We start from the raw sequence: 22,324 nt of genomic DNA on the forward strand, positions 1-22,324 counted from the left end.
ACGCAACGTTAAAGGTTGCACCGACGCGCAGCGGTAGTTCAGTCGGTTAGAATACCGGCCTGTCACGCCGGGGGTCGCGGGTTCGAGTCCCGTCCGCTGCGCCATATTTTCCAGGTTCGATGTATCGGGCTTGAGATTGAACAACCCAGGTTGATCGATCAGATGTTTAAAGGTGGTTGAGGCTTTACGCTCAATCAGCCAAGCGATACGCAGCGGTAGTTCAGTCGGTTAGAATACCGGCCTGTCACGCCGGGGGTCGCGGGTTCGAGTCCCGTCCGCTGCGCCATATCTGCCTCAAGGTCCACTGAACGCCTTGAAGCACAAGAAAGCCACCGGCTGACTTGATCCGATAGCAAAGACCCTGGTCGAAAGACCGGGGTTTTTTGTGTCTGGCGTTTGAAAAAACGTCATGGTGTTTGTGACATCGTCCTCATTCATAGGCAAGCGGCTGACAGATCGTCTCGATCTTGTCGGCCGTTTTGCGTCGTTGTGTCAAAAAATTTCAATGTGGTTATTTGCCGCAGGCGCAGAAACCTTTAAAGTTAACCCTTCGGTCAACTTTGCACTGTCATCATGGCCTTTTGATTCGTCGCAAAAAGGCTTCTGCAAGTCTCGATATTCGGTGTACTTAACCATAAGGGCGGATTTATAACCGCTCAGAGGATGATCCATGTCCAACCGTGAAATAACCCGGCGCTCGTTCCTCCAGGGCGGCCTGGTGGCGGGTGTGAGCGTCACGCTGACACCGCTGAGCACCCAGGCGCTGGCTGCCCTGATGGAAAACAGCGTTACCGTGCCGTCCGAAAAATGGCTGGGCAATAACGGCAAGGCGCGCCAGCGTAACGATGCGTTGTCCAAAGTGTGCGGCAGCAAAGTCTTCGCCCGCGACATCCGCTCCAAGGACATGCCCGGCTGGCCCGTGCAGCAAGGTCACGCCATGCTGCTGAAAACCATCAAGGCCGACCATATTTATGCGGGCTACGACCTGGCGTGGCTCGGCGCCGATCTGCAGCCGGATCGTATCGTCACCGCTGCCGATCTGGACAAGGACGGTATCGTTTTCCCCGAGGAACATGCTCCGGATCCGCTGCTGCCTGAAGGCAAGGTGCCGATGTTTATCGGTCACCCGGTGGCGATCCTGATCTGGAACGATTTCGAGCGTTTCCGCCAGGCCAAGAACAAACTCAAATTCAACGACAAGGCGATTCGTTACGGCGCCAAAGTGCCGTACTACGAAGGCGACCCTTACGGTAGCTTCCGCTATGTGCGCGTTGGCGGCCCCACCTCGGCCGATGAAGACGAATTTGCCAGCCTCAAGGATTCGATTCTGTTTCCGATGCTGAAAAACCGTCGCCCGGTATGGAATTCACAACCGAATCTGCACGGCAACCTGACCGAGCGCGGTCTGTTCTACGCCGACCGCATGAAGAGCCAGATCAACACGCCGCCGGACAACTGGCTGGTGTTCGACGAGCGCTACAAGACTCCGTCAATCGAGCCGGCCGCCATGGAGCCGGACAACGGCAACGGTTGGTACGATCCGGCAACCAAGACCCTGCACTTCGTGGTGGCCACCCAGTGCCCATTGGAGGTTGCCACCGAGACGGCGAAAATGATCTCGCCGTCGCGCTTCGGCCTGGCCAACCTGAACATGCACCCCGGTTACACCGTGGGGTACGGCTCCAAAGACCACAACATCTTTGTCTACTACGCCGCCCTCGCGGCGTTGTACGGTGCCGGCGTGCCGGTGCGTCTGGCCAATGACCGTTACGAGCAGTTCCAGAGCGGCATCAAGCGTCATCCGTTCGACATTCGTTATCAATTGGCTGTCGACAAGAACGATCACAGCTTCAAGATCTTCCTCGCCGACATGAGCGTCGACGGCGGTGGCCGGATCAACTACAGCCCCTCGGTAGCCGCAGTAGGCGCCACGGCCGCACAGTCGATCTACTACATGCCGCAGAACGACCTGCAAGTCACCGCGTATCACTCGCGGGGCGTTGAAGCCGGTTCGATGCGTGGGTACGGCACCCTGCAGAGCATGGCCGCGACGGAAATGATGGTCGACGAAATCGCCGGTCGTCTCGGTGTGGATGCTATCGAGTTGCGCCGCAAGAACGCACTGCGTTCGGGCATGAAAAACACCCAGGGCGCTATTCCTGCCGGTGCGTTGCGCCTGCACGAAATTCTCGACAAAGCCTCTGTTCACGAGGTCTGGAAAAACCGCGACGCGATCAAGCAACAACGCGAAGCCGCAGACCCGGATAACTGGTACGGCGTGGGTTTCGCTATCTGCCAGAAAGACTTTGGCACTGGTTCCGAAGCACCGATGGCCAGTATCGAATTCAGCGCTGACGGTCGCATCAGTCTGCGTCATATCGGTATCGAAATCGGCACCGGTATGTCTACCTCGCAATCGCTGGTCGTTGCCGATTTCCTTGGCAGCCCGGCCCACGAAGTGAAGACTGGCGAAACAGAGTGGAAGGAAATGCAGCTGATCACCAGCGGCAACCCTTACATCATGAGCCAGGCCGAGCAGGACAACCTGCTGCGCAACCCGCGCTGGGTGGGCAAGCTCGCTTCGGCATCTTCGGCCACCAACTCGGCGTACTACTTCAGCCACGCCACCCGTGAAGCGGCGCGCGTGCTGTTCAACCATGGTTTGTGGCCAGCGGCGCTGGAGATCTGGCGTCAGGGCCCGTTCGGCGGTCAGGCCAACCCCTATGTGGTGCGCCGCGAAGATGCGCATTGGGTCGACGGCAAGCTCACCGCCAACGGCATGCAGCCGCTCAGTTTTGAAGAATTGGCCAAGCGTGCCCACGAGCGCGGCCTGGTCACGGCGGCCACTGTGCACGGTTTCAACCGCTGGAGTTGGGCCGAGGCTGAATACAGCATCGACGGCGTGCGCGAGCGCCTGCCGCTCGACGGCCTGGCCGTGAAGTACGGCGACGGCGCGCCAAAAGCCAAGCAGGCGCTGATGAGCACTGCCGGCTTCCATCTGCTGGATCGCCAGAACATCAGCTACCCCGCGACGCAGTTGAACAACGCTGCCGTGACTTACTACAGCCCGGTGGCCACATTGGTCGAGTTGAAGGTCAACAAGGGCTCGGCGCAGGTCGAAGTGCTCAATCACCATTCGTGGATCGAGTGCGGCCGCGTGTTGGTTGAGGAGTTGGTCAAAGGTCAGCTTGAGGGCGGTGTCGCCATGGGCATCGGCCACGCATTGATGGAGGAAATGCCGCTGTATGAAGGCGGGCCGGGGGAGGGTGACTGGAACTTCAACCGTTACCGTCTGCCGATGGCGCGTCACGTTGCCGTGTGGAAGCAGACCTCGGAGATTTTGCCGGCGCTGTCGCCGAGCGATCCATCCAAGGGTATCGCTGAAGTGGTGATGATCCCGATTGTCGGGGCCATCGGTAATGCCGTGGCGCACGCCATCGGTAAACGTGTTCGCGACCTGCCAATCACTGCTGCGCGCATCAAGGAAGCCCTCAATGCCTAATCGTCCGCTTCAACTGACCCTCAATGGTCAATCCGTCGGCCCAGTGGACATCCCTGATGACCTGCCGATGATCGATTACCTGCACGAATACAAAAACCTCACCGGTTCGCGTCTTGGCTGCGGCCAGGGTATTTGCCACGCTTGCGTGGTCATCGTCGACAACCCGGACGGCACCAGCGAAGAAGTGCGCACGTGCATCACCGGCGCGCATTACTTTGAAGGCAAGCGAGTGCGCACCATTGAATCCCACGCCAAGCGCGATGAGTCGGGGCAGGTCATCGAACTGAACCCGATCCAGCAGCGCTTCGTGGATGAGTTTGCGTTCCAGTGCAGCTACTGCGCGCCGGGCTTCGTCAACGCGGCGACCGTGCTGGTGGAAAAGCTGCAACGTCAGCCGACCGTGCACAGCAAACTGGAACAAGTCATCGAGGACAGCCTTGGGCATCACGTCTGCCGTTGCACTGGGTACGTGCGTTATTACAACGCTACCCGCAACGTGCTGACCGATCTCGGCCTGGTCAAGGAGGGTTGAGCATGAAGCTTTTTCTGACCCGAATGACCCTGGCGGTCGGCCTGGCTGCGCCGATGCTGTTTGCCCATGCCGATGATCAGGTCAAGCGCGGCGAATACCTAGCCCGCGCCGCCGACTGCATGGCGTGCCACACTGCAGCGGGCGGCGCGCCGTTTGCGGGCGGGCTGCCGATTGTCTCGCCGTTCGGCACGATCTACGGCACCAACATCACGCCGAGCAAAGAGCACGGCATCGGCTTGTACAACGATGACGAGTTCTTCGCTGCGCTGACGCAAGGCAAGCGTCGCGACGGGGCGAATCTGTACCCGGCGATGCCGTATACCTCCTACCACCTGATGCCGCGCGAAGATTCGGATGCGATTCATGCGTACCTCAAAACCATCGAGCCGATCGAACGTGCAGCGCCGGTGACGAGCCTGAGTTTTCCGTTCAACGTGCGCCTGGGCCTGATGGGCTGGAATGCGTTGTACGGCAAAGCGCTGAAACTGGAGCCGGCCGAAGGTAAAAGCGAAGCCTGGAAACGCGGCCAGTACATGGTCGAAGTGCTTGGTCACTGCGGTGAGTGCCACACGCCACGCGGCCTGCCGGGCGCGATGGAGCTGGACAAGCGCCTGACCGGCGGCATCCTCAATGGTTACCTGGCGCCTAGCCTGCTCGCCACGGACCTGGCTGCCCGCGGCTGGAATGAACAGGACTTGGCCACATTCCTCAAGCACGGCATGAGCGCCCAAGGCACGATGTTCAACGAGATGTTCCCGGTGTTCCACAACAGCACCCAGGGCCTGAGCGATCAGGATCTGGCCGCGATGGCCACGTTCCTGCTGGGCGATAACCCGCCGGCCGCCAAAGCGCTGGTCGACGTGCCGGTGGATAAACTCAGCCAGAGCGCTCAGCGCGGCCGCCAGGAATACCTGAACGTCTGCGCCGGTTGCCACGCCGCGGGTGGCGAAGGCAAGCCGCACATCGCGGTGGCCATGCGCGGCAACACCACGCTGCGCCTGGAAGACCCGCGCAACCTGCTGCGCGTGATCGAGGACGGTATTGGCGAGCAGAAATTTTCCGGGTTCGAGCACATGCAACCGATGCCGGGGTTTTCCGAGAAGCTCAGTGCGCAACAGCTGACTGATCTGCTCAATTACCTGCGTCAAGGTTGGGGCGGCCAATCGGCTGAGCTGGCCGTAGGCGATGTGCAGAAGCTGCAAGCCGAGGCGCCTTCCGTCGAACACAAGGCGCATTGACGGCAGCGTGTGAAGCGCATAACTGGTGTGGGAGCGAGCAAGTCGCCCCCACACGGGTTGTGTTTACATTCCGAATTTATCGCGCAGCCCGTAGTACCAAGCCCCCAGCGCCGCAAACGGCGTACGCAACATCTGCCCGCCCGGGAACGGGTAGTGCGGCAAATCCGCAAACGCATCAAAACGCTCAGCCTGCCCGCGCAATGCCTCAGCCAGTACTTTGCCTGCCAGGTGCGTGTACGTCACGCCATGGCCGCTACAGCCTTGTGAGTAATAGATGTTGTCGCCAAGACGACCGACCTGGGGCAGGCGCGATAGGGTCAGCAGGAAATTGCCGGTCCAGGCGTAGTCGATCTTTACGTCTTTGAGTTGCGGGAATGCCTTGAGCATTTTCGGCCGGATGATTGCCTCGATATTCGCCGGGTCCCGCGCGCCATACACCACGCCGCCGCCGAAGATCAGGCGCTTGTCACTGGTGAGGCGGTAGTAGTCGAGCAGGTAGTTGCAGTCTTCGACACAGTAATCCTGCGGCAACAGCGTCTTGGCCAATTCATCGCCAAGGGGGGCGGTGGTGATCACTTGGGTCCCGCATGGCATCGACTTCGCCGCCAGCTCCGGCACCAAGTTGCCCAGGTAAGCGTTACCGGCAACGATAATGAATTTGGCCCGGACCCTGCCTTCGGCGGTGTGCACCACAGGGTTGGCGCCGCGCTCGATGCGCACCGCTGCCGATTGCTCATAAATCGTACCGCCCAGGGATTCCACGGCCGCCGCTTCGCCCAGTGCCAGGTTGAGCGGGTGGATATGCCCGCCGCTCATGTCCAGCAAACCGCCCACATAGTTGTCACAGGCCACCACTTCGCGGATGCGGCGCTCGTCGAGCAACTCAAGCTGCGTATGGCCGTAGCGCTCCCACAGGCGCTTCTGCGATTCCAGATGACCCATGTGCTTGCTGTTGAGTGCGGCAAATACACCGCCGTCCTTCAAGTCGCACTGGATCTGGTATTTAGCCACGCGCTCACGAATGATCTTGCCGCCTTCAAAGGCCATCTGCCCCAGCAACTGAGCCTGTTTGGGCCCGACACTGCGCTCGATCACATCGATATCACGGCTGTAGCTGTTGACGATCTGCCCGCCATTACGACCCGAGGCACCAAAACCCACCTTGGCGGCTTCCAGTACCGTGACGCGAAAGCCGTTCTCCAGCAAAAACAGCGCGCTGGAAAGCCCGGTATAGCCGGCACCAATCACACAGACATCGGTTTCGACCTCACCTTGCAGCGTCGGGCGAGGTGGGGCTGCATTCGCGGAAGCGGCGTAATAGGACTGGGGGTAGGGGGTGTTCGCCATCCTGGAACCTCTGTTTTATATTTTTTACGAGTGCGGCGATCCTACCTGAGTTGAAAATTGCCTGCCAGCCACCCGGAAATCCCAGGTGTACCCGGCATAAATAAAAAATTCGCATATTCATAGGCTTAGCTGCAAAAAAGATGTTGACACCCCTCCGGAATTCCGTAGAATGCCGCCTCACAGCAGGCACGTAGCTCAGTTGGTTAGAGCACCACCTTGACATGGTGGGGGTCGTTGGTTCGAGTCCAATCGCGCCTACCAAACAAAATCCGCTCTGCTGGGCGGTCTGGAAGGGCTCACCGAAAGGTGGGCCCTTTTTTGTTGTCTGGAATTTGGGCAATAGCCACCCCTACACGGCTCAAGGCGTGTATTCAGGTTTGAACGCTCGATCAGCAGAACAGCGTAGCCACCGACAGCAGGCAAATTATCTGGACGAACACCTGGCAGCGTATTTCGCCAAACGTGGTCGCCATATCACTCATTTGTCCGGCATACATAGCGCGAGCCCTCATTGTCGGTATAACACCGTGAACGAACTGCAGGTACACACAGCTGCATGATGGAGTATAGGTTCTGATTGAGAATCTACACGGTTGAACGATTTTGAGCTCCTCATCAGGTTGGCTGCGCGACGTTCCCCCCCTGAGGCCTGGACTCTTTCTCCTGACAGCGGCCGACCGTCGGCGCCATCCCCCCACAAAATTTATTGGTGTGCAGCAACAATTTTTCTTGTTGGACACCCCCGGTCTCCAGACAGCAAAGTTGCCGCCACTGACGCTCGACCTTCCGGGTCAACAATAAAAAAACCGAGCCGACTGCACGCCACTTCCAAGCTGTGAGCCCTTTGCCCACATCCTGCTGTTATGGCGCCGCAGCGCGCACTAAAGGACCTCTGTGCCATGCAAACAGTTGTGAACCTATGGCCGCTGATCGGCGTGCTTGTCATCGTGGTCGGCTTTGTATTGCGCTTCAATCCGCTGTTGGTGGTCACCGCTGCCGCCATCGCCACCGGGCTTGCCGCCCAGTTCCCGCTGGAAAAAATTCTCGCCACCATGGGCGATGGTTTCCTTCAGACTCGTGCCCTGCAATTGATTCTTTTACTGCCGCTGGCGGTAATTGGCCTGTTGGAGCGCCATGGCCTGCGCCTGCACGCGCAGAACTGGATCGCCCGCTTCGAGCGCGCCACGGTTGGGCGCTTGTTGATCATTTATCTGTTTGTACGTGAGTCTACGGCGGCCATGGGGCTGACCAGCCTGGGTGGGCATCCGCAAATGGTGCGCCCACTGTTGGCGCCGATGGCCGAAGGTGCTGCGGAAAAACGCTACGGCAAGCTGCCAGACAAGCTGCGCCACAAGGTCTTGGCCATGTGTGCGGCCACCGATAACGTTGGGCTGTTTTTTGGAGAAGATATTTTTGTCGCCTTCGGTGCCATTGCGTTGATGCATACCTTCCTGTTGGGCTCGGGCATTGATGTGGAGCCGTTGCACATTGCGGTATGGGGCATTCCCACGGCGATCTGTGCCTTCATCATTCACGCTATCCGCCTGCATCGTTTTGATCGACGCCTGACCCGAGAGATGAGCCCGGCCACCGCCCCGGTGGAGGCTGCGCAATGATCATTTCCATTCAATACCTGTACTGGCTGGCCGGTGTGCTGTTGCTGATCACCGCGGGCATGATCCTGCTCGATCGTTCCCATCCCAAGCGCTGGTCCAGCGCGCTGTTCTGGTTGTTGTTCGCCATTCCGTTCCTGGTGGGGGAGCGTCTGCCCTCGGTGGCCATCGGCATCGGTGTGGTGGTGATGGCGTTGATCGCCGGCTTGGGGGGCGTTGGTCGCGGCCAGCACGCCGAATTGCACGACAAGGCGTCCCGCGCCAGCGCCGGGCGTCTGGGACACAAGTTGTTTATCCCGGCCTTGGCGATTCCGTTGACCACGGTAATTGGCTCGGTATTGCTCAAGCACACCGAAATCGGCGGTGTACCGTTGCTGGACCCGAAGAACACCACCTTCGTCTCCCTCGGCATCGGCTGCCTGATTGCCCTGGGCCTGGCCTGCTGGCTGACCCGCGATACACCGGTACAAGCCCTGCGTGAATCCCGTCGCCTGACTGAAGCCCTGGGCTGGGCCATGGTGCTGCCGCAGATGCTGGCGATGCTTGGATTATTGTTCAACGAGGCCGGGGTGGGCACGGCAGTCGCCCACGTCACCACCACCTACATCAACCTGGACTACAAGCTGGTGGCGGTGATGGTCTATGTACTGGGCATGGCCCTGTTTACGGTGATCATGGGCAATGGTTTTGCGGCTTTCCCTGTGATGACTGGCGGCGTCGGCGTGCCGGTGCTGGTAGGGATTTATGGCGGCAACCCTGCGGTAATGGCGGCGATCGGTATGTTTTCCGGTTACTGCGGCACGTTGATGACGCCGATGGCGGCCAACTTCAATATCGTGCCGGCGGCGTTGCTGGAGTTGCCCGACAAGAACGCGGTGATCAAGGCGCAGATCCCCACCGCGCTGATGATGCTGGTGGTCAATATCGTGCTGCTTTACCTGTTGATGTGAGGTCACTATGCAAACTGTACTGCTGACGGGTTTCGAGCCCTTTGATAACGACCTGGTGAACCCGTCATGGGAGGCTGCACGCCAGTTGGATGGCGTGCAACTGGGCGAGGGTGCACGCATTGTCGCGCATTGCCTGCCCTGTGCATTTGCCACGGCGGGTGAACACCTGAGCCGATTGATCAGCGAGTTGAACCCGGCAATGGTGATTGCCACCGGCCTGGCGCCCGGGCGCAGCGAGATGTCTATCGAACGGGTAGCGATCAATATCAATGACGCACGCATCCCCGACAACCTCGGGCATCAGCCGATTGATACGCCAGTGGTAGCCGATGGCCCGGCCGCATACTTTTCGACATTGCCGATCAAGGCCATGGTCAAGGCGCTGCGTGACGCGGGGGTGGCGGCTGCCGTTTCGCAAACGGCGGGCACGTTCGTCTGCAACCAGGTGTTCTACCTTTTGCAGCACCGGCTGGTCGAGGCCGGGGTGCGCAGTGGGTTTATCCATGTGCCGAGCTCGCCGCCGGCCGATCAGCCGCCTTTGGTTGAGGCCTTGCGACTGGCGGTCTCGACGGCCTGGCTCACCCAAGCGGATGTGCGGGAAACAGGCGGGCAGGTGAGCTGACGGTCGGGCTGTGAATGGAGTTATTCGCGGGGCAACTTCGACTATAGTTCACGGGTGTATCCACCTTGGAAAACCATCATGATCAAGTACCCGAAGTTCGTGTCTGTCGCGTTGTCCCTCGCGCTGTTTGCGGGTAGCGGTCTTGCCCTGGCCGATCCCGGTAATGGCAAGGGGCAGGGTAATAACCAAGGGGGGCAGGGCCAGAGTAACAAGGGCGGTCAGGGGCAGGGCAATAACAAAGGCAATAACCCCGCAGGGCAGGCCTACGACAAGCCCAAGGGTAAGGGCGGCTCAGGTGGTCACGGCCCCAGCGTTGACCGAGGGAGCGTATTGAATGTGCTCGGCGGTTATCGCGATTACTGGAGCCCAGGGCCTGCATTGCCGCCGGGCATCCAGAAGAACCTGGCGCGTGGCAAGCCGCTGCCACCCGGTATCGCCAAGAAACTCGATGGTCGCCTGCTGGGGCGGCTGCCTCACTACGACGGTTATGAATGGCAGCAAGCGGGAACCGATTTGATTCTGGTCGCCATCGCCAGCGGCATCATCTACGAAGTACTCAATGGCGCCTTTGATTGAGCGGGATAACCCTCACGCCTCCTGTGCGGGGAAAAACAATTCAAAGCAGGTCACGCCGTCTTCACTGCTGACGCCATACCGACCGTTATGCAGCTGCATGATGGTCGCCACAATCGACAATCCCAGTCCATTGGACTGGGATGAACATTCACGGGACTCATCCACCCGGTAAAAGCGTTCGAACAGCCTGGGCAAATGCTCCGCGGCAATGGTTGCACCCTGGTTGCTGACCTTGATGCAAGTGCCCTCGATTGTCGGGATGGCCTGGATGCTCAGCTCGGTGTTCGGCGCACCATACTTGATGGCATTGGCACACAGGTTCGCCAGGGCACGGCGCAGCAGCATCGGTTCCGCCCAGATCACACCTTCTCCCACGCCAACGATGTGCATACCCACATCACCGGCCAAGCCCTCGAAATAATCGGCGATGCGCTCCACTTCATCGGCTGCGTCCAGCGCCTGGCGCTGACGCAGGGCGCTGGCCGGGTCGGTGCGGGCCAGGAACAGCATGTTGTCGAGCATCCGTGCCAGGCGTTCAAGCTCTTCAACGTTTGAGGCCAGCAGTTGCTGATAGTCTTCAATAGCGCGGCTCTGTTGCAGCGCGACCTGGGTTTCACCGAGCAAGTTATTGATGGGGGTGCGCAGTTCATGGGCCATATCGGTGGACACCTGGCCCAGTTGAATAAAACCTTTGGCCAGCCGTTCAAGCATGGTGTTGAAGGCGTCAATCATCGGCAGCAGCTCCTTGGGCGCGCCTTGGCTGCCCAGGCGCTCGGCCAGGTTGTTCACGCCGATGCCCTGTGCATGTCCGGCCAGGCGCCGCAAGGGCACCAGCCCACGGTGTACCAGCACATAACCAACCAAGGCGAGAATGACCGCCGCGATGCTGGCCAGGATAAAAACACTCAAGCGATAACTGGCAAGCATGGCTGTGCGTTCAGCCATCAGGCGCCCGACGGTGACTTGCAGGCTCCCCAGGTCACCGGTGTCGATGAAAGCCGCCACGGTGGCGAAGGGCACGCCATCTACGCCGGGCAAATGGTGTACGTCGGCGAGTCCAAGGGCGTGGTCTTTTGCCACGGCCGGCACGGCCGGTATTTGAATGTTGCCCGGGTTGACGAGCAATAACGGAGTCTGCCCAGGTGCAGCGATGCTCAGTACCGACTCACTGTTGCCCAGCATGTTCTGGAACAGCTGGGGCTTGGTCTTGATCAGTTCGCGGGTATTGCCGTCATTGAGCACGTTGCGCAGTTGGTTGGCGCGCGAGATCAGCGCGGCGTCGTCACGCTTGATCAGCTCACGCTCCAGCTCGTGGTAGAGCGTCACGCCCAGGGTGGCCAGCAGGGCGAAGGCGAGCAGGGCAAAGATCAATGCCAGGCGCAGGGTCAGGGAATAATGGCGATCGCGCTTCATGGTTGGGTATCGAAGCGGTAGCCAATGCCGCGCACGCTGTGGATCAGCTTGAGCTGGAACGGGTCGTCGATTTTCAGGCGCAGGCGGCGTACGGCAACATCGACCACATTGGTGTCGCTGTCGAAGTTCATGTCCCACACCCGTGATGCGATCAGCGAGCGGGACAGCACCTGGTCCTGGTGGGTGGCGAACAGGTGCAGCAACGCGAATTCCTTGTTGGTCAGGGTAATGCGCGTACCGGCGCGGGTCACACGGCGCTTGAGCACATCAATGTGCAGGTCGGCGATGTGCAGCTGTTCTTCTTCGCGGCTCGGGCCGCGTCGGTTGAGGGTGCGCAGGCGTGCAACCAGTTCGGCGAAGGAGAAGGGTTTGATCAGGTAGTCGTCGGCACCCAGTTCAAGGCCCTTGATGCGGTCGGCGATGTCATCGCGAGCGGTGAGGAACAGCACCGGTGTATCGGCCTCTTTGCGCAGGCGACGCAGCACTTCCCAACCATCCATTTTCGGCATCATCACGTCCAGCACGATCACGTCGTATGGTGTTTCCAGGGCCAGGTGCAAACCCTCTACGCCGTCGCGCGCCAGGCTCACCGAGTGGCCCAGCTCCTGCAAGCCATTGAGCAGGTAATTGCCGGCCTTGGGTTCGTCTTCGACTACGAGGATGTTCATGGAAAGTGTCCTGCTTCAATAAGTGGCGCAAGTGTAGCCCGATCAATTGTCACTGGCGCAACCGACGCCCTGGACCTGGTAATCGAGTAGGTGTTCGCGGCCCTGATGGTCCAGGTAGCGCAAGTGCGCCGGGACAATCCCGCATTGGCCAGAGATGTCGGTGCTCGATAGCACCTTGTCGACATCCAGGTGTAGGAAGAAGCCGGTTTTTTCGTGGATGACATCGCTGGCAGACGTTGCGTCGGCAGCGAAGGCAGTACCGGTGGCGAGCAAGGCGGCAAAGCCCAGGGCGAACAGTTTCATGGCGGTCTCTCTCGTGGCTGGGGGCTGCCGGGTTGGCAGTGAGTTCACAGTAACCAGGCGACCCCAACAGCCAACCAACAGGATCATGACAAGTTCGTCATTCTTGGTTCGAGCCTGGCGCGTGGGTAATGAGTGTCCGGTCGAGGAGGCTCTACGTTTACAAGCGCCGAGGTGATCCGTAGATTGCAGGGGTCCAGCTCATGAGGAAGCCGCGCAGTGTCCATCCCAACTTCATCCGTGTTCAACCGGCGTTACCGCGCTTTCCTGTTCGATATGGATGGGACCCTGCTCAACTCCATCGCTGCGGCCGAACGTGTATGGAGCATCTGGGCCGAGCGCCATGGTCTGGATGTGGAAGCGTTTCTGCCTAACATTCATGGCGCGCGTGCGATTGATACGATCACCCGCCAGGCGTTGCCGGGTGTCGATCCAGAAGTTGAAGCCCAGTGGATTACCGACGCGGAGCTCAACGATGTCGACGGCGTTGTAGCGATTCCCGGCGCAGTGGCGTTTTTGAAAGGCTTGCCTGCGGCTCAATGGGCGCTGGTCACGTCTGCTCCCAAGGCGCTGGCATTACGTCGACTGCAAGCGGCAGGCATTCCCTTGCCGACCGTGTGGGTGACGGCCGAAGACGTGGCCAACGGTAAGCCCGACCCTGCGTGCTATTTATTGGGCGCCAAACGCCTGGGGGTGTCGGTTGAGGACAGCCTGGTGTTCGAAGACGCCACGGTTGGCATTCGAGCGGGTGAAGCAGCGGGGGCGGATGTTGTGGTTGTCACCTCGGCACACTTGGAGCCCATGGTGACTGCACACGCTTGCATCAACGACTACGGCGATTTATGCACTGAGCATGGCGCTGATGGCTTGTTGTCTTTGCTCAAGCTGGCGCCGTGATACGCAGCAGGTCCTCAGCGTGTGGTTTTCTGATGGGCACGATGCGCTGCGCGCTGGCATAGCTTGCGCAAGATAACTTTTTGGATGGGTTTGAGGCAGAACACCAGCAGGTAGCCGCAGAGAAGAAGCGCCAGGTCTAGCCAGGAATGGGCGTCGGGATCGGCGCCCTCGACTTCGACTCTCAGCCCATACCCAAGCGCCAGGAAGGCCACCCCGATCAGCAGGGCGATCATCCAGGATCTGGAAACAAGAGGTGGCGTCGCGACTGGCCTCATCGACGTATTCCTGAATGCATTCGGATGGCAGGATAAAATGTCAGAAATTGGGCTGCGAATATTTCAACAAGTTCCAGATGCCCAGACAGTTTCATCTTGCAGCGAAGGGGCATGCTCAAAGCGCACTGGTCAGTCTGGAAGACGCGAGCAGGCCGATTGGGTTTTCGCCAGCCATTACAGTGAACGAAAGGGCTGGCTACTGGAGGCGTTTCAAGGCGTCTAGTTTTTGTCGGGTGCAGTCAGGCCGGCCTGGATGCGCTGGTAAATCTCCTCGCGATGCACGGCAACGTCCTTGGGTGCGTTGATGCCGATTCGTACTTGCTGGCCGCTAACGCCCAGAATGGTGATCGTAATGTCATCACCGATGTTTATGCTTTCACCAACTTTGCGGGTGAGTATAAGCATGGACTTCTCCTTGATTACTTTTAAGGACACATGTGTCAGACAGGGCAGGTGTCGGATGTGTGTAGCTTACTGCGAAGCGCTTCCCTGTGGCTGCCTCTTTTAGGACGCATAGAGGCGACATTAATTCCCATGGCGGCATCATACAGGTCGCGATACATCATTCGCATTGTTTAAGCCAACGTTTATGACGGCCAGAATAGACAGTGAATGGTAAAGTCGCCTCTTTATCCTCAAAGGAGCAGGGCAGTGCGTAAAGTAGCGATGGCAATTGTGGTGTTGGCGTTGGCCGGATGCGGTGAAGGTAAATCGGTCGATGCGCCCAAGGCCAAGCCTGCCGTGACCGAAAGCCTGCCACAAACCGGCGCGATTGCCGCTCAGGAATGGGATGTGCGCGTCGGCCCGCCAGACCACAAGCTGCAGGCGATCACCGACCTGACCGCCTGGTTGCTGGAGCATGGTTTCAATTTTTATATCGTGAAGGTCGACGGCAAGGATGAGGTGCTGTTGGGTCCGTTCGCAACCAAGGCCGAGGCCGAGGCCAAACAAGCCTTGCTCAACGAAAAGATGGCCCGCGCGAAGAAAACCGACACCGTGTCTGAAATTATCGAACACAACCCCGCGCAGTGACGTGCCAAGTGGGCGGCAACCCCGCCCACGTTCAACCGCAGGCTTTGAGATTCACCGGGCCGACAAACTCGTTGCCCCGCCCCATCACGCAGGCCACGGTCTGGTTGCGCTGGCGCTCCCAGGTTTGCACCGGGTAAGTCTTGTTCCAGGCTTCATAAAGTTGTCGATCCTGCTTCGACAGGCGCAGCCCGTATTGCTTGCTCATATAAAAATACGTGCGTGCGATCATGCCGCGAATGGACGGGCGTGGCATGACCTTCTTGGCCTTGAAATCCACTTGGGTCAGGCACGAGCCGTACTGCCCACTTTGCACGGGCAGCCAGCCAAAGCTGAAGTTGTTACGGTCGCCATTCACTTCGCCGATGCTCGGCACCAGATTGTGCAGGTCCGCCTCGGCGCGCTTGAACACATCGTCGTGGCGCGTGCAGTTCTTTCGCCCTCCGTTTTGCCAGCATTGGCGCTGATGCCCGATTTGCCAGGCCGGCACGATGTGTTCCCACTCGATGCGCGCGGCGCGATTGGCGTTTTTGCGCGGGATGTAACCGCAGGCTTTCAAATTCACGCGGTTACCGGTGTATTTGCAGCCGCAATAGAATTCGGTCGATTGGGGTGCGTAAAGCTTCCAGGCGATTTTCTTGGCTTCGCTGAAGGTGCGAGGGGCTTGGGCGTTGGCGGTTACGCTTAAAAACAGACAGCACACGGCAATAAAACGGGCACTCACAATCAATCTTCCTTCGGCACAACCCAAAAAATCTGCACGCCACCGTCATCCCGATAGGCGAGGGTGACGTTGTCGTTTTCTGCAATTTCTTCCAGTAGACGTTGCCACACGTCTTCCGGCTCATCGGGTAAACGGAAGAGCAAGGCTGCCTTGGCTTTCTGTGCGTTGGTCGAATTGATGATCTTTTGCACGCGAATAGCCAGGCGCTGGTAGGCGTCAGGCGCCGCAGGTGCTGCGGAAGAGGGCTTTGCCACGGAGCATTCCTTAATTTGCTGTACGCACATACAGTATTTAACTGTAGGCGATTTCGCAACTGCTTAAATTTCAAGAAGTTCGTCTGACAGCTATTCGGGAAGTTTGTTGAGAAGGGGGAGCAATTGTGGGAGCGAGCAAGCTCGCTCCCACAGGTCGATCAGCAGTAATCAGTATTCCCAGAACATGCGTTGCAGCTCTTTGCTGTCCTGGGTCTTGGTCAGGGCTACCATGGCCAGGATGCGAGCTTTCTGCGGGTTCAGGTCCAGAGCCGCAACCCAGTCGTATTTGTCGTCTGGTTGTTCAGCGTTACGCAGAACCATACCGCCGGCGTTGACGTGGGAGGAGCGAATGATCTGTACGCCTTGCTTGCGCAATTCGACCAGCGCGGGAACGACTTTCGAGGATACCGAACCGTTACCGGTACCGGCGTGGATGATGGCCTTGGCGCCAGCTTGGGCCAGTGCTTTGTAGGCAGTGTCGCTCACGTTGCCATAGCCGTAGGCAATTTCAACGTCAGGCAGGCTCTTGATGGTCTTGATGTCGAATTCCGAATCCATGGTGTGACGCTTGGCCGGCAGGCGGAACCAGTAGGATTTGCCTTCAACGACCATGCCCAGCGGGCCCCACGGGCTCTTGAATGCCTCGGTCTTGATGTTGATCATCTTGCTGACGTCACGACCCGATTGGATTTCGTCGTTCATGGTCACCAGCACGCCTTTGCCCCGTGCATCCTTGCTACCTGCAACAGCGACTGCGTTATACAGGTTGAGCATACCGTCAGCCGACATGGCCGTACCCGGACGCATGGAGCCGACCACGACGATAGGCTTGTCGGTTTTTTCTACCAGGTTCAGGAAGTAGGCAGTTTCTTCAAGGGTGTCGGTGCCGTGAGTGATCACGATGCCATCCACGTCCTTGCTGTCAGCCAGTTCGGCGACGCGGCGACCCAGTTGCAGCAGGTTTTCGTTGTTGATGCTTTCAGAAGCAATTTGCATCACTTGTTCGCCGCGTACGTTGGCGATCTGGCTAAGCTCAGGAACGCCGGCGATCAGTTGTTCGATGCCGACTTTGGCTGCCTGGTACGTAGCACTGTTGGCCGCACTGGCACCGGCGCCAGCAATGGTGCCGCCTGTGGCAAGGATCACTACGTTGGACAGTTTGGTTTTGTTTTCGACTTCTTTTGCCTGTGCGGCAAGGGGGAACAGCAGCAGCAGGGCCATGGCGCCCGGGACAAAGTTCTTCAATGCAGATTTCATTATTTTTCTCTCTGGTTTTTGATGAGTGCTGTAGCCGGTTCATCTAGAACACCCGGGCGGTTCTGAACGCCGCGAGGTGCAGGGGAAAAGCAGGATTTGTACCAGGCCGAGTGTGTGGTTCTTCTTAAATTAACGTATTGATTTAAAACAACTTATGAGAATTTTCAAGCTTGTTTTGAGTGAGTGGCGTCCGGCTTTCCGAACGGTGGAGGGGTAGTGTGTTCGGTAGTCCGACAGTCCTGTCATAAGATTCGAGTGCGATTAGCGTCAACACCTGTCGTTTTAGAGAGTGCGAGAAAGAGGTTGCCTTAAACGTTTCAGTCCCCAAGGCAGGTTGAACCAGGCCGCGGGCATGGGATTGAAAGGCCAGTTTCTACCGTTGACAAATCCCGACAAGGTTCTCATAGTTTGCTCAACGCAAACGTTTGCGAGATGTTTCACGAGCACTCCAGGAGTTTCGTGACAGCTCGTATCAGCCGCCCGGGTGGGAGGGCCGCCGAAGAGGTCTTCGGTGCAAGCGTTGCTCACAATAATCATAAGATCGGAGTGAACCCATGAAGCTGCCATTCGCTGGACGTCTTCTTGCTGTCGCTGTGCTTGCCGCATCCGCTGCTTTGCCTCTCTCTTCTGCACTTGCTGATGACGCTGCCAAAACACCTACTGTTGGTTTGGTCATGAAGTCCCTGGCCAATGAGTTCTTCGTCACCATGACCGACGGTGCCAAGGACTACCAGAAAGCGCACCCAGCAGAGTTCAAGCTGATCTCCAACGGGATCAAGAACGAAACAGACACCAGTGCGCAGATCGCCATCGTCAACGAGATGATCAACTCCAAGGTAGACGCGCTTGTCATTGCTCCCGCCGACTCCAAGGCACTCGCCAGTGTGCTGAAGAAGGCTTCTGATGCCGGTATCAAGGTCGTCAACATCGACAATCGCCTGGATCCGGAGGTACTCAAAAGCAAAAACCTCGATATCCCGTTCGTAGGTCCGGACAACCGCAAAGGCTCCAAGCTGGTGGGCGACTACCTGGCCAAGCAACTGGCCGCGGGTGACAAGGTTGGCATCATCGAAGGTGTACCTACCACGACTAACGCCCAGCAGCGCACCGCAGGCTTCAAGGATGCGATGGACGCTGCAGGCATGAAGATTGTTTCCACCCAATCCGGCAACTGGGAAATCGACCAGGGCAACAAGATTGCTGCAGCGATGCTGAGCGAAACGCCGGATATCAAGGCGCTGCTGGCCGGTAACGACAACATGGCCCTGGGCGCTGTCTCCGCCGTGCGTGCGGCAGGCAAGGCCGGCAAGGTATTGGTGGTGGGCTACGACAACATTGATGCGATCAAGCCAATGCTCAAGGATGGTCGTGTGTTGGCCACCGCTGACCAGGCTGCCGCGCAACAAGCAGTATTCGGTATCCAGAACGCATTGAAGCTGGTCAAGGGTGAGAAGGTCGATGCCAAAGATGGCGTGATCGAAACCCCGGTCGAACTCGTCATCAAGCAGTAATCCCGGCAGTACCCAACAGCGCTCGCTCGTCCTGAGCGGGCGCCTGGAGATTTTCCTATGTCATCTTCCGCCCCGAACGCTGTCCTCTCGGTCAGCGGTATCGGCAAGACCTATGCCCAGCCGGTTCTGTCCGACATCACCCTGACGCTCAATCGCGGGGAAGTGCTCGCGCTGACCGGTGAGAACGGCGCAGGCAAAAGTACCTTGTCGAAGATCATCGGCGGCCTGGTCACACCGACTACCGGGCACATGCAGTTCAACGGTCAGGAATACTGCCCCGCCAGCCGCACCCAGGCCGAAGCCTTGGGCGTGCGCATGGTCATGCAGGAACTCAACCTGCTGCCGACCCTGACGGTGGCTGAAAACCTGTTTCTGGATAACCTGCCGAGCAACTGTGGCTGGATCAGCCGCAAGCAACTGCGCAAAGCCGCGATCGAGGCCATGGCTCAAGTTGGCCTGGATGCGATCGACCCCGACACCTTGGTTGGCAGCCTGGGCATTGGCCACCAGCAAATGGTCGAGATTGCGCGCAACCTGATCGGCGACTGCCACGTCCTGATTCTCGACGAACCCACGGCCATGCTCACCGCCCGTGAAGTCGAGATGCTGTTTGAGCAAATCACCCGTCTGCAGGCCCGGGGCGTGGCGATCATTTATATTTCACACCGGCTGGAAGAGCTGGCCCGTGTCGCCCAGCGCATTGCGGTACTGCGCGACGGCAAGCTGGTCTGCGTCGAGCCGATGGCCAATTACAACAGTGAGCAACTGGTGACCTTGATGGTCGGTCGCGAGCTGGGCGAACACATTGACCTGGGCCCGCGCACCATCGGCGAACCGGCCTTGACGGTGAAGGGCCTGAGCCGTTCGGACAAGGTTCGCGACGTGTCCTTCGAAGTGCGCGCCGGTGAGATCTACGGTATTTCCGGACTGATCGGCGCCGGCCGCACTGAGTTGCTGCGCCTGATCTTCGGTGCCGACCAGGCCGACAGCGGCACCGTGGCCCTGGGGTCGCCGGCCAGGGTGGTCAGTATTCGCTCGCCAGTGGATGCGGTTGGTCATGGTATCGCCCTGATCACCGAAGACCGCAAGGGCGAGGGCCTGCTGCTGACCCAATCGATCAGCGCCAATATCGCCTTGGGCAACATGCCGGAAATTTCCGGTGGTGGCGTCGTCAATAGCCGCAACGAAACCGCCCTGGCCAAACGCCAGATCGACGCTATGCGTATCCGCAGTTCCAGCCCGGGGCAGTTGGTTTCCGAGCTGTCGGGCGGCAACCAGCAAAAAGTAGTGATTGGCCGCTGGCTGGAGCGCGATTGCGCAGTAATGCTGTTCGATGAGCCCACTCGAGGTATCGACGTCGGCGCCAAGTTCGACATCTATGCGTTGCTTGGCGAACTGACTCGCCAGGGCAAGGCCTTGGTGGTGGTGTCCAGCGACCTGCGTGAACTGATGCTGATCTGTGATCGCATCGGGGTGTTGTCCGCGGGGCGCCTGATCGAGACCTTCGAGCGTGACAGCTGGACCCAGGACGAATTGCTCGCCGCCGCCTTTGCCGGCTATCAGAAACGTGATGCGCTGCTCAATGAGGCAGCGCCTAGGAATACCCCATGAAAACAAGCATTTCCCCCGGTAAAACTGGCGGCAACTTCTATGGCCTGGGTACTTACCTGGGGCTGGCGGGTGCCTTGCTGGCGATGATTGCGCTGTTCTCGGTACTCAGCGACCACTTCCTGTCCTACGACACCTTCAGCACCCTGGCCAACCAGATTCCGGACCTGATGGTGCTGGCGGTGGGCATGACCTTCATCCTGATCATCGGCGGCATCGACCTGTCGGTAGGTTCGGTGCTGGCATTGGCGGCATCGGCGGTCAGCGTGGCAATCCTGGGCTGGGGCTGGAGCGTGTTGCCGGCTGCGCTACTGGGCATGGGCTGCGCTGCATTGGCCGGGACCATCACCGGCTCCATCACCGTGGCCTGGCGTATCCCGTCATTTATCGTGTCTTTGGGTGTGCTGGAGATGGCCCGGGGCGTGGCCTATCAAATGACGGGCTCGCGCACCGCTTATATCGGTGACTCGTTTGCCTGGCTGTCCAACCCGATTGCTTTCGGTATTTCCCCGTCGTTCATCATTGCGCTGCTGGTGATCATTGCGGCTCAGTTGGTGCTGACCCGCACTGTCTTCGGGCGTTACCTGATCGGCATCGGCACTAACGAAGAAGCAGTGCGCCTGGCTGGCATTAATCCCAAGCCATACAAGATTCTGGTGTTCAGCCTGATGGGCCTGTTGGCCGGTGTAGCTGCGCTGTTCCAGATCTCGCGCCTGGAGGCGGCAGACCCGAATGCTGGTTCAGGCCTGGAGCTGCAGGTAATCGCCGCGGTGGTAATCGGCGGCACCAGCCTGATGGGCGGGCGCGGTTCGGTCATCAGTACGTTCTTCGGTGTATTGATCATTTCGGTATTGGCGGCAGGGCTTGCGCAGATCGGCGCTACGGAACCCACCAAACGCATCATTACCGGTGCTGTGATCGTGATCGCCGTGGTCCTCGATACTTACCGCAGCCAGCGCGCCAGTCGGCGGGGCTGAGTCATGGCAACGATCAAGGATGTGGCAGCGCTTGCAGGTATTTCCTACACCACCGTGTCCCATGTGGTGAACAAGACGCGCCCGGTCAGCGAGCCGGTCCGCATCAAGGTCGAGGCGGCGATCAAACAGCTGGACTACGTACCCAGCGCCGTGGCGCGTTCGCTCAAGGCCAAGACCACGGCCACCATTGGCCTGTTGGTGCCCAATAGCCTCAACCCGTATTTTGCCGAGCTTGCGCGGGGCATCGAGGATTACTGCGAGCGTAATGGCTACTGCGTGATCCTCTGCAACTCCGACGACGACGCGGAAAAACAGCGCAGTTATTTGCGCGTGTTGCTCGAAAAACGCGTCGACGGCTTGATCGTGACGTCGGTGGGCGGCGATGACAGCGGCCTGGCGGCGGGCTTGAGTGCAGTGCGCACGCCCATGGTGATTGTCGACAGGGCCCTGGATGGCATCGATGTCGACCTGGTGCGCATCGACCACGAACAGGGCGCCTACCTCGCGACCCGGCACTTGCTGGAGTTGGGCCATCGGGATATTGCCTGTATCGGCGGCCCGGGGCATACCCGCGTGGCACAAATGCGCCTGGCGGGTTACCAGCGTGCATTGCGCGAAGCGGGTGTCGAGGTGTTGGCTAGCCGGATCCTGGAAAGCGATTTCACCAGCACGGGGGGGTATGCCGCAGCCGTGCAATTGTTAGCGCAAAACCCGCCCAGCGCGATTTTCGCCAGCAACGATATGATTGGTTTCGGCGTGCTGCGCGCAGCCGCAGAACGCAGCATCCGCGTGCCGGCCGAGTTGTCGGTGATCGGTTTCGATGACATTCAGATGGGACGCTACGTCTATCCTGCGCTGACCACGGTCGGGCAGTCGATCCTGCAATTGGGCGAGACGGCGGCCGAATTATTATTGCAACGAATAGCAACACCCCAACGGTCGATCGATCAACGCATCGTGACGCCAAGTATCGTTTTGCGTGAGTCGACGGCGCCATTGGCCGGTGTGTTCGCCCAATACCGCTGAACCGA

The 22,324-nt window shown here is 59.1% G+C and carries 22 protein-coding genes and 3 tRNA genes; 16 read left to right on the plus strand and 9 right to left on the minus strand.

Features of this window, described 5'->3' with window-relative positions; translation table 11 throughout:
* The first annotated feature begins 27 nt into the window (after nucleotides 1–27).
* The 5 genes from QMK52_RS16730 to QMK52_RS16750 all read left to right on the plus strand — a co-directional run bounded on the left by QMK52_RS16730 (nucleotide 28) and on the right by QMK52_RS16750 (nucleotide 5,272).
* Nucleotides 28–104: transfer RNA gene (locus QMK52_RS16730), tRNA-Asp, on the plus strand.
* A 105-nt stretch (nucleotides 105–209) separates the two neighbouring features.
* Nucleotides 210–286, plus strand: a tRNA-Asp gene (locus tag QMK52_RS16735).
* Nucleotides 287–670: 384 nt separating this feature from the next.
* Nucleotides 671–3,502, plus strand: a complete 2,832-nt coding sequence (locus QMK52_RS16740) for a xanthine dehydrogenase family protein molybdopterin-binding subunit (RefSeq protein WP_005789746.1) — start codon at nucleotides 671–673, stop codon at nucleotides 3,500–3,502.
* Nucleotides 3,495–4,034, plus strand: a complete 540-nt coding sequence (locus tag QMK52_RS16745) for a (2Fe-2S)-binding protein (protein ID WP_005789732.1) — start codon at nucleotides 3,495–3,497, stop codon at nucleotides 4,032–4,034. Before QMK52_RS16740 ends, QMK52_RS16745 begins: the two co-directional genes overlap by 8 nt.
* 2 nt (nucleotides 4,035–4,036) lie before the next feature.
* Nucleotides 4,037–5,272: a c-type cytochrome gene (locus QMK52_RS16750; protein WP_005789730.1), complete on the plus strand. Its 1,236-nt coding sequence runs from the start codon at nucleotides 4,037–4,039 to the stop codon at nucleotides 5,270–5,272.
* A gap of 63 nt (nucleotides 5,273–5,335) precedes the next feature.
* Here QMK52_RS16750 and QMK52_RS16755 read toward each other — a convergent pair whose 3' ends face one another.
* On the minus strand, nucleotides 5,336–6,619 hold the full coding sequence (locus QMK52_RS16755; RefSeq protein WP_248090329.1) for an NAD(P)/FAD-dependent oxidoreductase: 1,284 nt from the start codon (nucleotides 6,617–6,619) through the stop codon (nucleotides 5,336–5,338).
* Between the two features lie 184 nt (nucleotides 6,620–6,803).
* Between QMK52_RS16755 and QMK52_RS16760 the strand changes: the two genes are divergently transcribed.
* The 5 genes from QMK52_RS16760 (at nucleotide 6,804) to QMK52_RS16780 (ending at nucleotide 10,380) form a co-directional block, all read left to right on the plus strand.
* Nucleotides 6,804–6,880, plus strand: a tRNA-Val gene (locus QMK52_RS16760).
* Between the two features lie 638 nt (nucleotides 6,881–7,518).
* Nucleotides 7,519–8,235 (plus strand): DUF969 domain-containing protein, encoded by a 717-nt coding sequence (locus QMK52_RS16765; RefSeq protein ID WP_320403092.1) that lies wholly within the window; start codon nucleotides 7,519–7,521, stop codon nucleotides 8,233–8,235.
* A complete protein-coding gene (locus QMK52_RS16770) occupies nucleotides 8,232–9,182 on the plus strand; it encodes a DUF979 domain-containing protein (protein WP_320403093.1) in 951 nt (316 codons plus the stop codon). Before QMK52_RS16765 ends, QMK52_RS16770 begins: the two co-directional genes overlap by 4 nt.
* A gap of 7 nt (nucleotides 9,183–9,189) precedes the next feature.
* Entirely contained in the window at nucleotides 9,190–9,804 is a 615-nt protein-coding gene (gene pcp, locus QMK52_RS16775; protein WP_005789720.1) for a pyroglutamyl-peptidase I, read from the plus strand.
* A 78-nt stretch (nucleotides 9,805–9,882) separates the two neighbouring features.
* Nucleotides 9,883–10,380, plus strand: coding sequence for an anti-virulence regulator CigR family protein (locus QMK52_RS16780; protein ID WP_005789718.1), 498 nt, complete (start codon nucleotides 9,883–9,885; stop codon nucleotides 10,378–10,380).
* Between the two features lie 12 nt (nucleotides 10,381–10,392).
* Here QMK52_RS16780 and QMK52_RS16785 read toward each other — a convergent pair whose 3' ends face one another.
* The 3 genes from QMK52_RS16785 to QMK52_RS16795 are packed head-to-tail and all read right to left on the minus strand — an operon-like array spanning nucleotide 10,393 to nucleotide 12,764.
* Nucleotides 10,393–11,793 carry a heavy metal sensor histidine kinase gene (locus QMK52_RS16785; protein ID WP_320403094.1) on the minus strand — a complete coding sequence of 467 codons (1,401 nt, stop codon included), beginning with the start codon at nucleotides 11,791–11,793 and terminating at the stop codon, nucleotides 10,393–10,395.
* Nucleotides 11,790–12,461: a heavy metal response regulator transcription factor gene (locus QMK52_RS16790; RefSeq protein WP_122734617.1), complete on the minus strand. Its 672-nt coding sequence runs from the start codon at nucleotides 12,459–12,461 to the stop codon at nucleotides 11,790–11,792. The genes QMK52_RS16785 and QMK52_RS16790 overlap by 4 nt, the downstream gene beginning before the upstream one ends.
* 42 nt (nucleotides 12,462–12,503) lie before the next feature.
* Entirely contained in the window at nucleotides 12,504–12,764 is a 261-nt protein-coding gene (locus QMK52_RS16795; RefSeq protein ID WP_320403095.1) for a DUF2790 domain-containing protein, read from the minus strand.
* 216 nt (nucleotides 12,765–12,980) lie between these two features.
* Here QMK52_RS16795 and QMK52_RS16800 point away from each other — a divergent pair, with 216 nt between their 5' ends.
* On the plus strand, nucleotides 12,981–13,658 hold the full coding sequence (locus QMK52_RS16800) for an HAD-IA family hydrolase (RefSeq protein WP_320403096.1): 678 nt from the start codon (nucleotides 12,981–12,983) through the stop codon (nucleotides 13,656–13,658).
* Nucleotides 13,659–13,672: 14 nt separating this feature from the next.
* Here the strand turns inward: QMK52_RS16800 and QMK52_RS16805 are convergent, their stop codons facing one another.
* A complete protein-coding gene (locus QMK52_RS16805) occupies nucleotides 13,673–13,933 on the minus strand; it encodes a hypothetical protein (protein WP_078821843.1) in 261 nt (86 codons plus the stop codon).
* Nucleotides 13,934–14,152: 219 nt separating this feature from the next.
* Complete coding sequence (gene csrA / locus QMK52_RS16810; protein WP_320403097.1) at nucleotides 14,153–14,338, minus strand: carbon storage regulator CsrA; 186 nt, start codon at nucleotides 14,336–14,338, stop codon at nucleotides 14,153–14,155.
* Between the two features lie 261 nt (nucleotides 14,339–14,599).
* Here csrA and QMK52_RS16815 point away from each other — a divergent pair, with 261 nt between their 5' ends.
* On the plus strand, nucleotides 14,600–14,965 hold the full coding sequence (locus tag QMK52_RS16815; protein WP_320404201.1) for an SPOR domain-containing protein: 366 nt from the start codon (nucleotides 14,600–14,602) through the stop codon (nucleotides 14,963–14,965).
* Nucleotides 14,966–14,996: 31 nt separating this feature from the next.
* Here the strand turns inward: QMK52_RS16815 and QMK52_RS16820 are convergent, their stop codons facing one another.
* The 3 genes from QMK52_RS16820 to QMK52_RS16830 form a co-directional block, all read right to left on the minus strand.
* Nucleotides 14,997–15,686 (minus strand): endonuclease, encoded by a 690-nt coding sequence (locus QMK52_RS16820; protein ID WP_005789706.1) that lies wholly within the window; start codon nucleotides 15,684–15,686, stop codon nucleotides 14,997–14,999.
* 2 nt (nucleotides 15,687–15,688) lie between these two features.
* Nucleotides 15,689–15,940, minus strand: a complete 252-nt coding sequence (locus QMK52_RS16825; RefSeq protein WP_005789704.1) for a DUF1654 domain-containing protein — start codon at nucleotides 15,938–15,940, stop codon at nucleotides 15,689–15,691.
* 168 nt (nucleotides 15,941–16,108) lie between these two features.
* A complete protein-coding gene (locus tag QMK52_RS16830; RefSeq protein WP_005789702.1) occupies nucleotides 16,109–17,197 on the minus strand; it encodes an asparaginase in 1,089 nt (362 codons plus the stop codon).
* 554 nt (nucleotides 17,198–17,751) lie between these two features.
* Here QMK52_RS16830 and QMK52_RS16835 point away from each other — a divergent pair.
* From QMK52_RS16835 to QMK52_RS16850, 4 genes are read left to right on the plus strand one after another with little or no spacing between them, the layout of a single operon-like run.
* Nucleotides 17,752–18,708 carry a sugar ABC transporter substrate-binding protein gene (locus QMK52_RS16835; RefSeq protein ID WP_005789700.1) on the plus strand — a complete coding sequence of 319 codons (957 nt, stop codon included), beginning with the start codon at nucleotides 17,752–17,754 and terminating at the stop codon, nucleotides 18,706–18,708.
* A 57-nt stretch (nucleotides 18,709–18,765) separates the two neighbouring features.
* On the plus strand, nucleotides 18,766–20,319 hold the full coding sequence (locus QMK52_RS16840) for a sugar ABC transporter ATP-binding protein (protein WP_005789698.1): 1,554 nt from the start codon (nucleotides 18,766–18,768) through the stop codon (nucleotides 20,317–20,319).
* Nucleotides 20,316–21,293, plus strand: a complete 978-nt coding sequence (locus QMK52_RS16845; protein ID WP_003192502.1) for an ABC transporter permease — start codon at nucleotides 20,316–20,318, stop codon at nucleotides 21,291–21,293. The genes QMK52_RS16840 and QMK52_RS16845 overlap by 4 nt, the downstream gene beginning before the upstream one ends.
* A gap of 3 nt (nucleotides 21,294–21,296) precedes the next feature.
* Complete coding sequence (locus tag QMK52_RS16850) at nucleotides 21,297–22,319, plus strand: LacI family DNA-binding transcriptional regulator (RefSeq protein ID WP_005789696.1); 1,023 nt, start codon at nucleotides 21,297–21,299, stop codon at nucleotides 22,317–22,319.
* The last annotated feature ends 5 nt before the right edge of the window (nucleotides 22,320–22,324 follow it).

Origin of the sequence: Pseudomonas sp. P9_2 (assembly GCF_034008255.1) — a bacterium.
Classification (GTDB): domain Bacteria; phylum Pseudomonadota; class Gammaproteobacteria; order Pseudomonadales; family Pseudomonadaceae; genus Aquipseudomonas; species Aquipseudomonas synxantha_A.

Excerpts from the sequence above, each read along its gene's own strand:
- QMK52_RS16740 (WP_005789746.1), top strand. The coding sequence starts at position 671 with ATGTCCAACCGTGAAATAACCCGGCGCTCGTTCCTCCAGGGCGGCCTG.
- QMK52_RS16745 (WP_005789732.1), top strand. The coding sequence starts at position 3,495 with ATGCCTAATCGTCCGCTTCAACTGACCCTCAATGGTCAATCCGTCGGC.
- QMK52_RS16750 (WP_005789730.1), top strand. The coding sequence starts at position 4,037 with ATGAAGCTTTTTCTGACCCGAATGACCCTGGCGGTCGGCCTGGCTGCG.
- QMK52_RS16755 (WP_248090329.1), bottom strand. The coding sequence starts at position 6,619 with ATGGCGAACACCCCCTACCCCCAGTCCTATTACGCCGCTTCCGCGAAT.
- QMK52_RS16765 (WP_320403092.1), top strand. The coding sequence starts at position 7,519 with ATGCAAACAGTTGTGAACCTATGGCCGCTGATCGGCGTGCTTGTCATC.
- QMK52_RS16770 (WP_320403093.1), top strand. The coding sequence starts at position 8,232 with ATGATCATTTCCATTCAATACCTGTACTGGCTGGCCGGTGTGCTGTTG.
- pcp (WP_005789720.1), top strand. The coding sequence starts at position 9,190 with ATGCAAACTGTACTGCTGACGGGTTTCGAGCCCTTTGATAACGACCTG.
- QMK52_RS16780 (WP_005789718.1), top strand. The coding sequence starts at position 9,883 with ATGATCAAGTACCCGAAGTTCGTGTCTGTCGCGTTGTCCCTCGCGCTG.
- QMK52_RS16785 (WP_320403094.1), bottom strand. The coding sequence starts at position 11,793 with ATGAAGCGCGATCGCCATTATTCCCTGACCCTGCGCCTGGCATTGATC.
- QMK52_RS16790 (WP_122734617.1), bottom strand. The coding sequence starts at position 12,461 with ATGAACATCCTCGTAGTCGAAGACGAACCCAAGGCCGGCAATTACCTG.
- QMK52_RS16795 (WP_320403095.1), bottom strand. The coding sequence starts at position 12,764 with ATGAAACTGTTCGCCCTGGGCTTTGCCGCCTTGCTCGCCACCGGTACT.
- QMK52_RS16805 (WP_078821843.1), bottom strand. The coding sequence starts at position 13,933 with ATGAGGCCAGTCGCGACGCCACCTCTTGTTTCCAGATCCTGGATGATC.
- csrA (WP_320403097.1), bottom strand. The coding sequence starts at position 14,338 with ATGCTTATACTCACCCGCAAAGTTGGTGAAAGCATAAACATCGGTGAT.
- QMK52_RS16815 (WP_320404201.1), top strand. The coding sequence starts at position 14,600 with ATGGCAATTGTGGTGTTGGCGTTGGCCGGATGCGGTGAAGGTAAATCG.
- QMK52_RS16830 (WP_005789702.1), bottom strand. The coding sequence starts at position 17,197 with ATGAAATCTGCATTGAAGAACTTTGTCCCGGGCGCCATGGCCCTGCTG.
- QMK52_RS16835 (WP_005789700.1), top strand. The coding sequence starts at position 17,752 with ATGAAGCTGCCATTCGCTGGACGTCTTCTTGCTGTCGCTGTGCTTGCC.
- QMK52_RS16840 (WP_005789698.1), top strand. The coding sequence starts at position 18,766 with ATGTCATCTTCCGCCCCGAACGCTGTCCTCTCGGTCAGCGGTATCGGC.
- QMK52_RS16845 (WP_003192502.1), top strand. The coding sequence starts at position 20,316 with ATGAAAACAAGCATTTCCCCCGGTAAAACTGGCGGCAACTTCTATGGC.
- QMK52_RS16850 (WP_005789696.1), top strand. The coding sequence starts at position 21,297 with ATGGCAACGATCAAGGATGTGGCAGCGCTTGCAGGTATTTCCTACACC.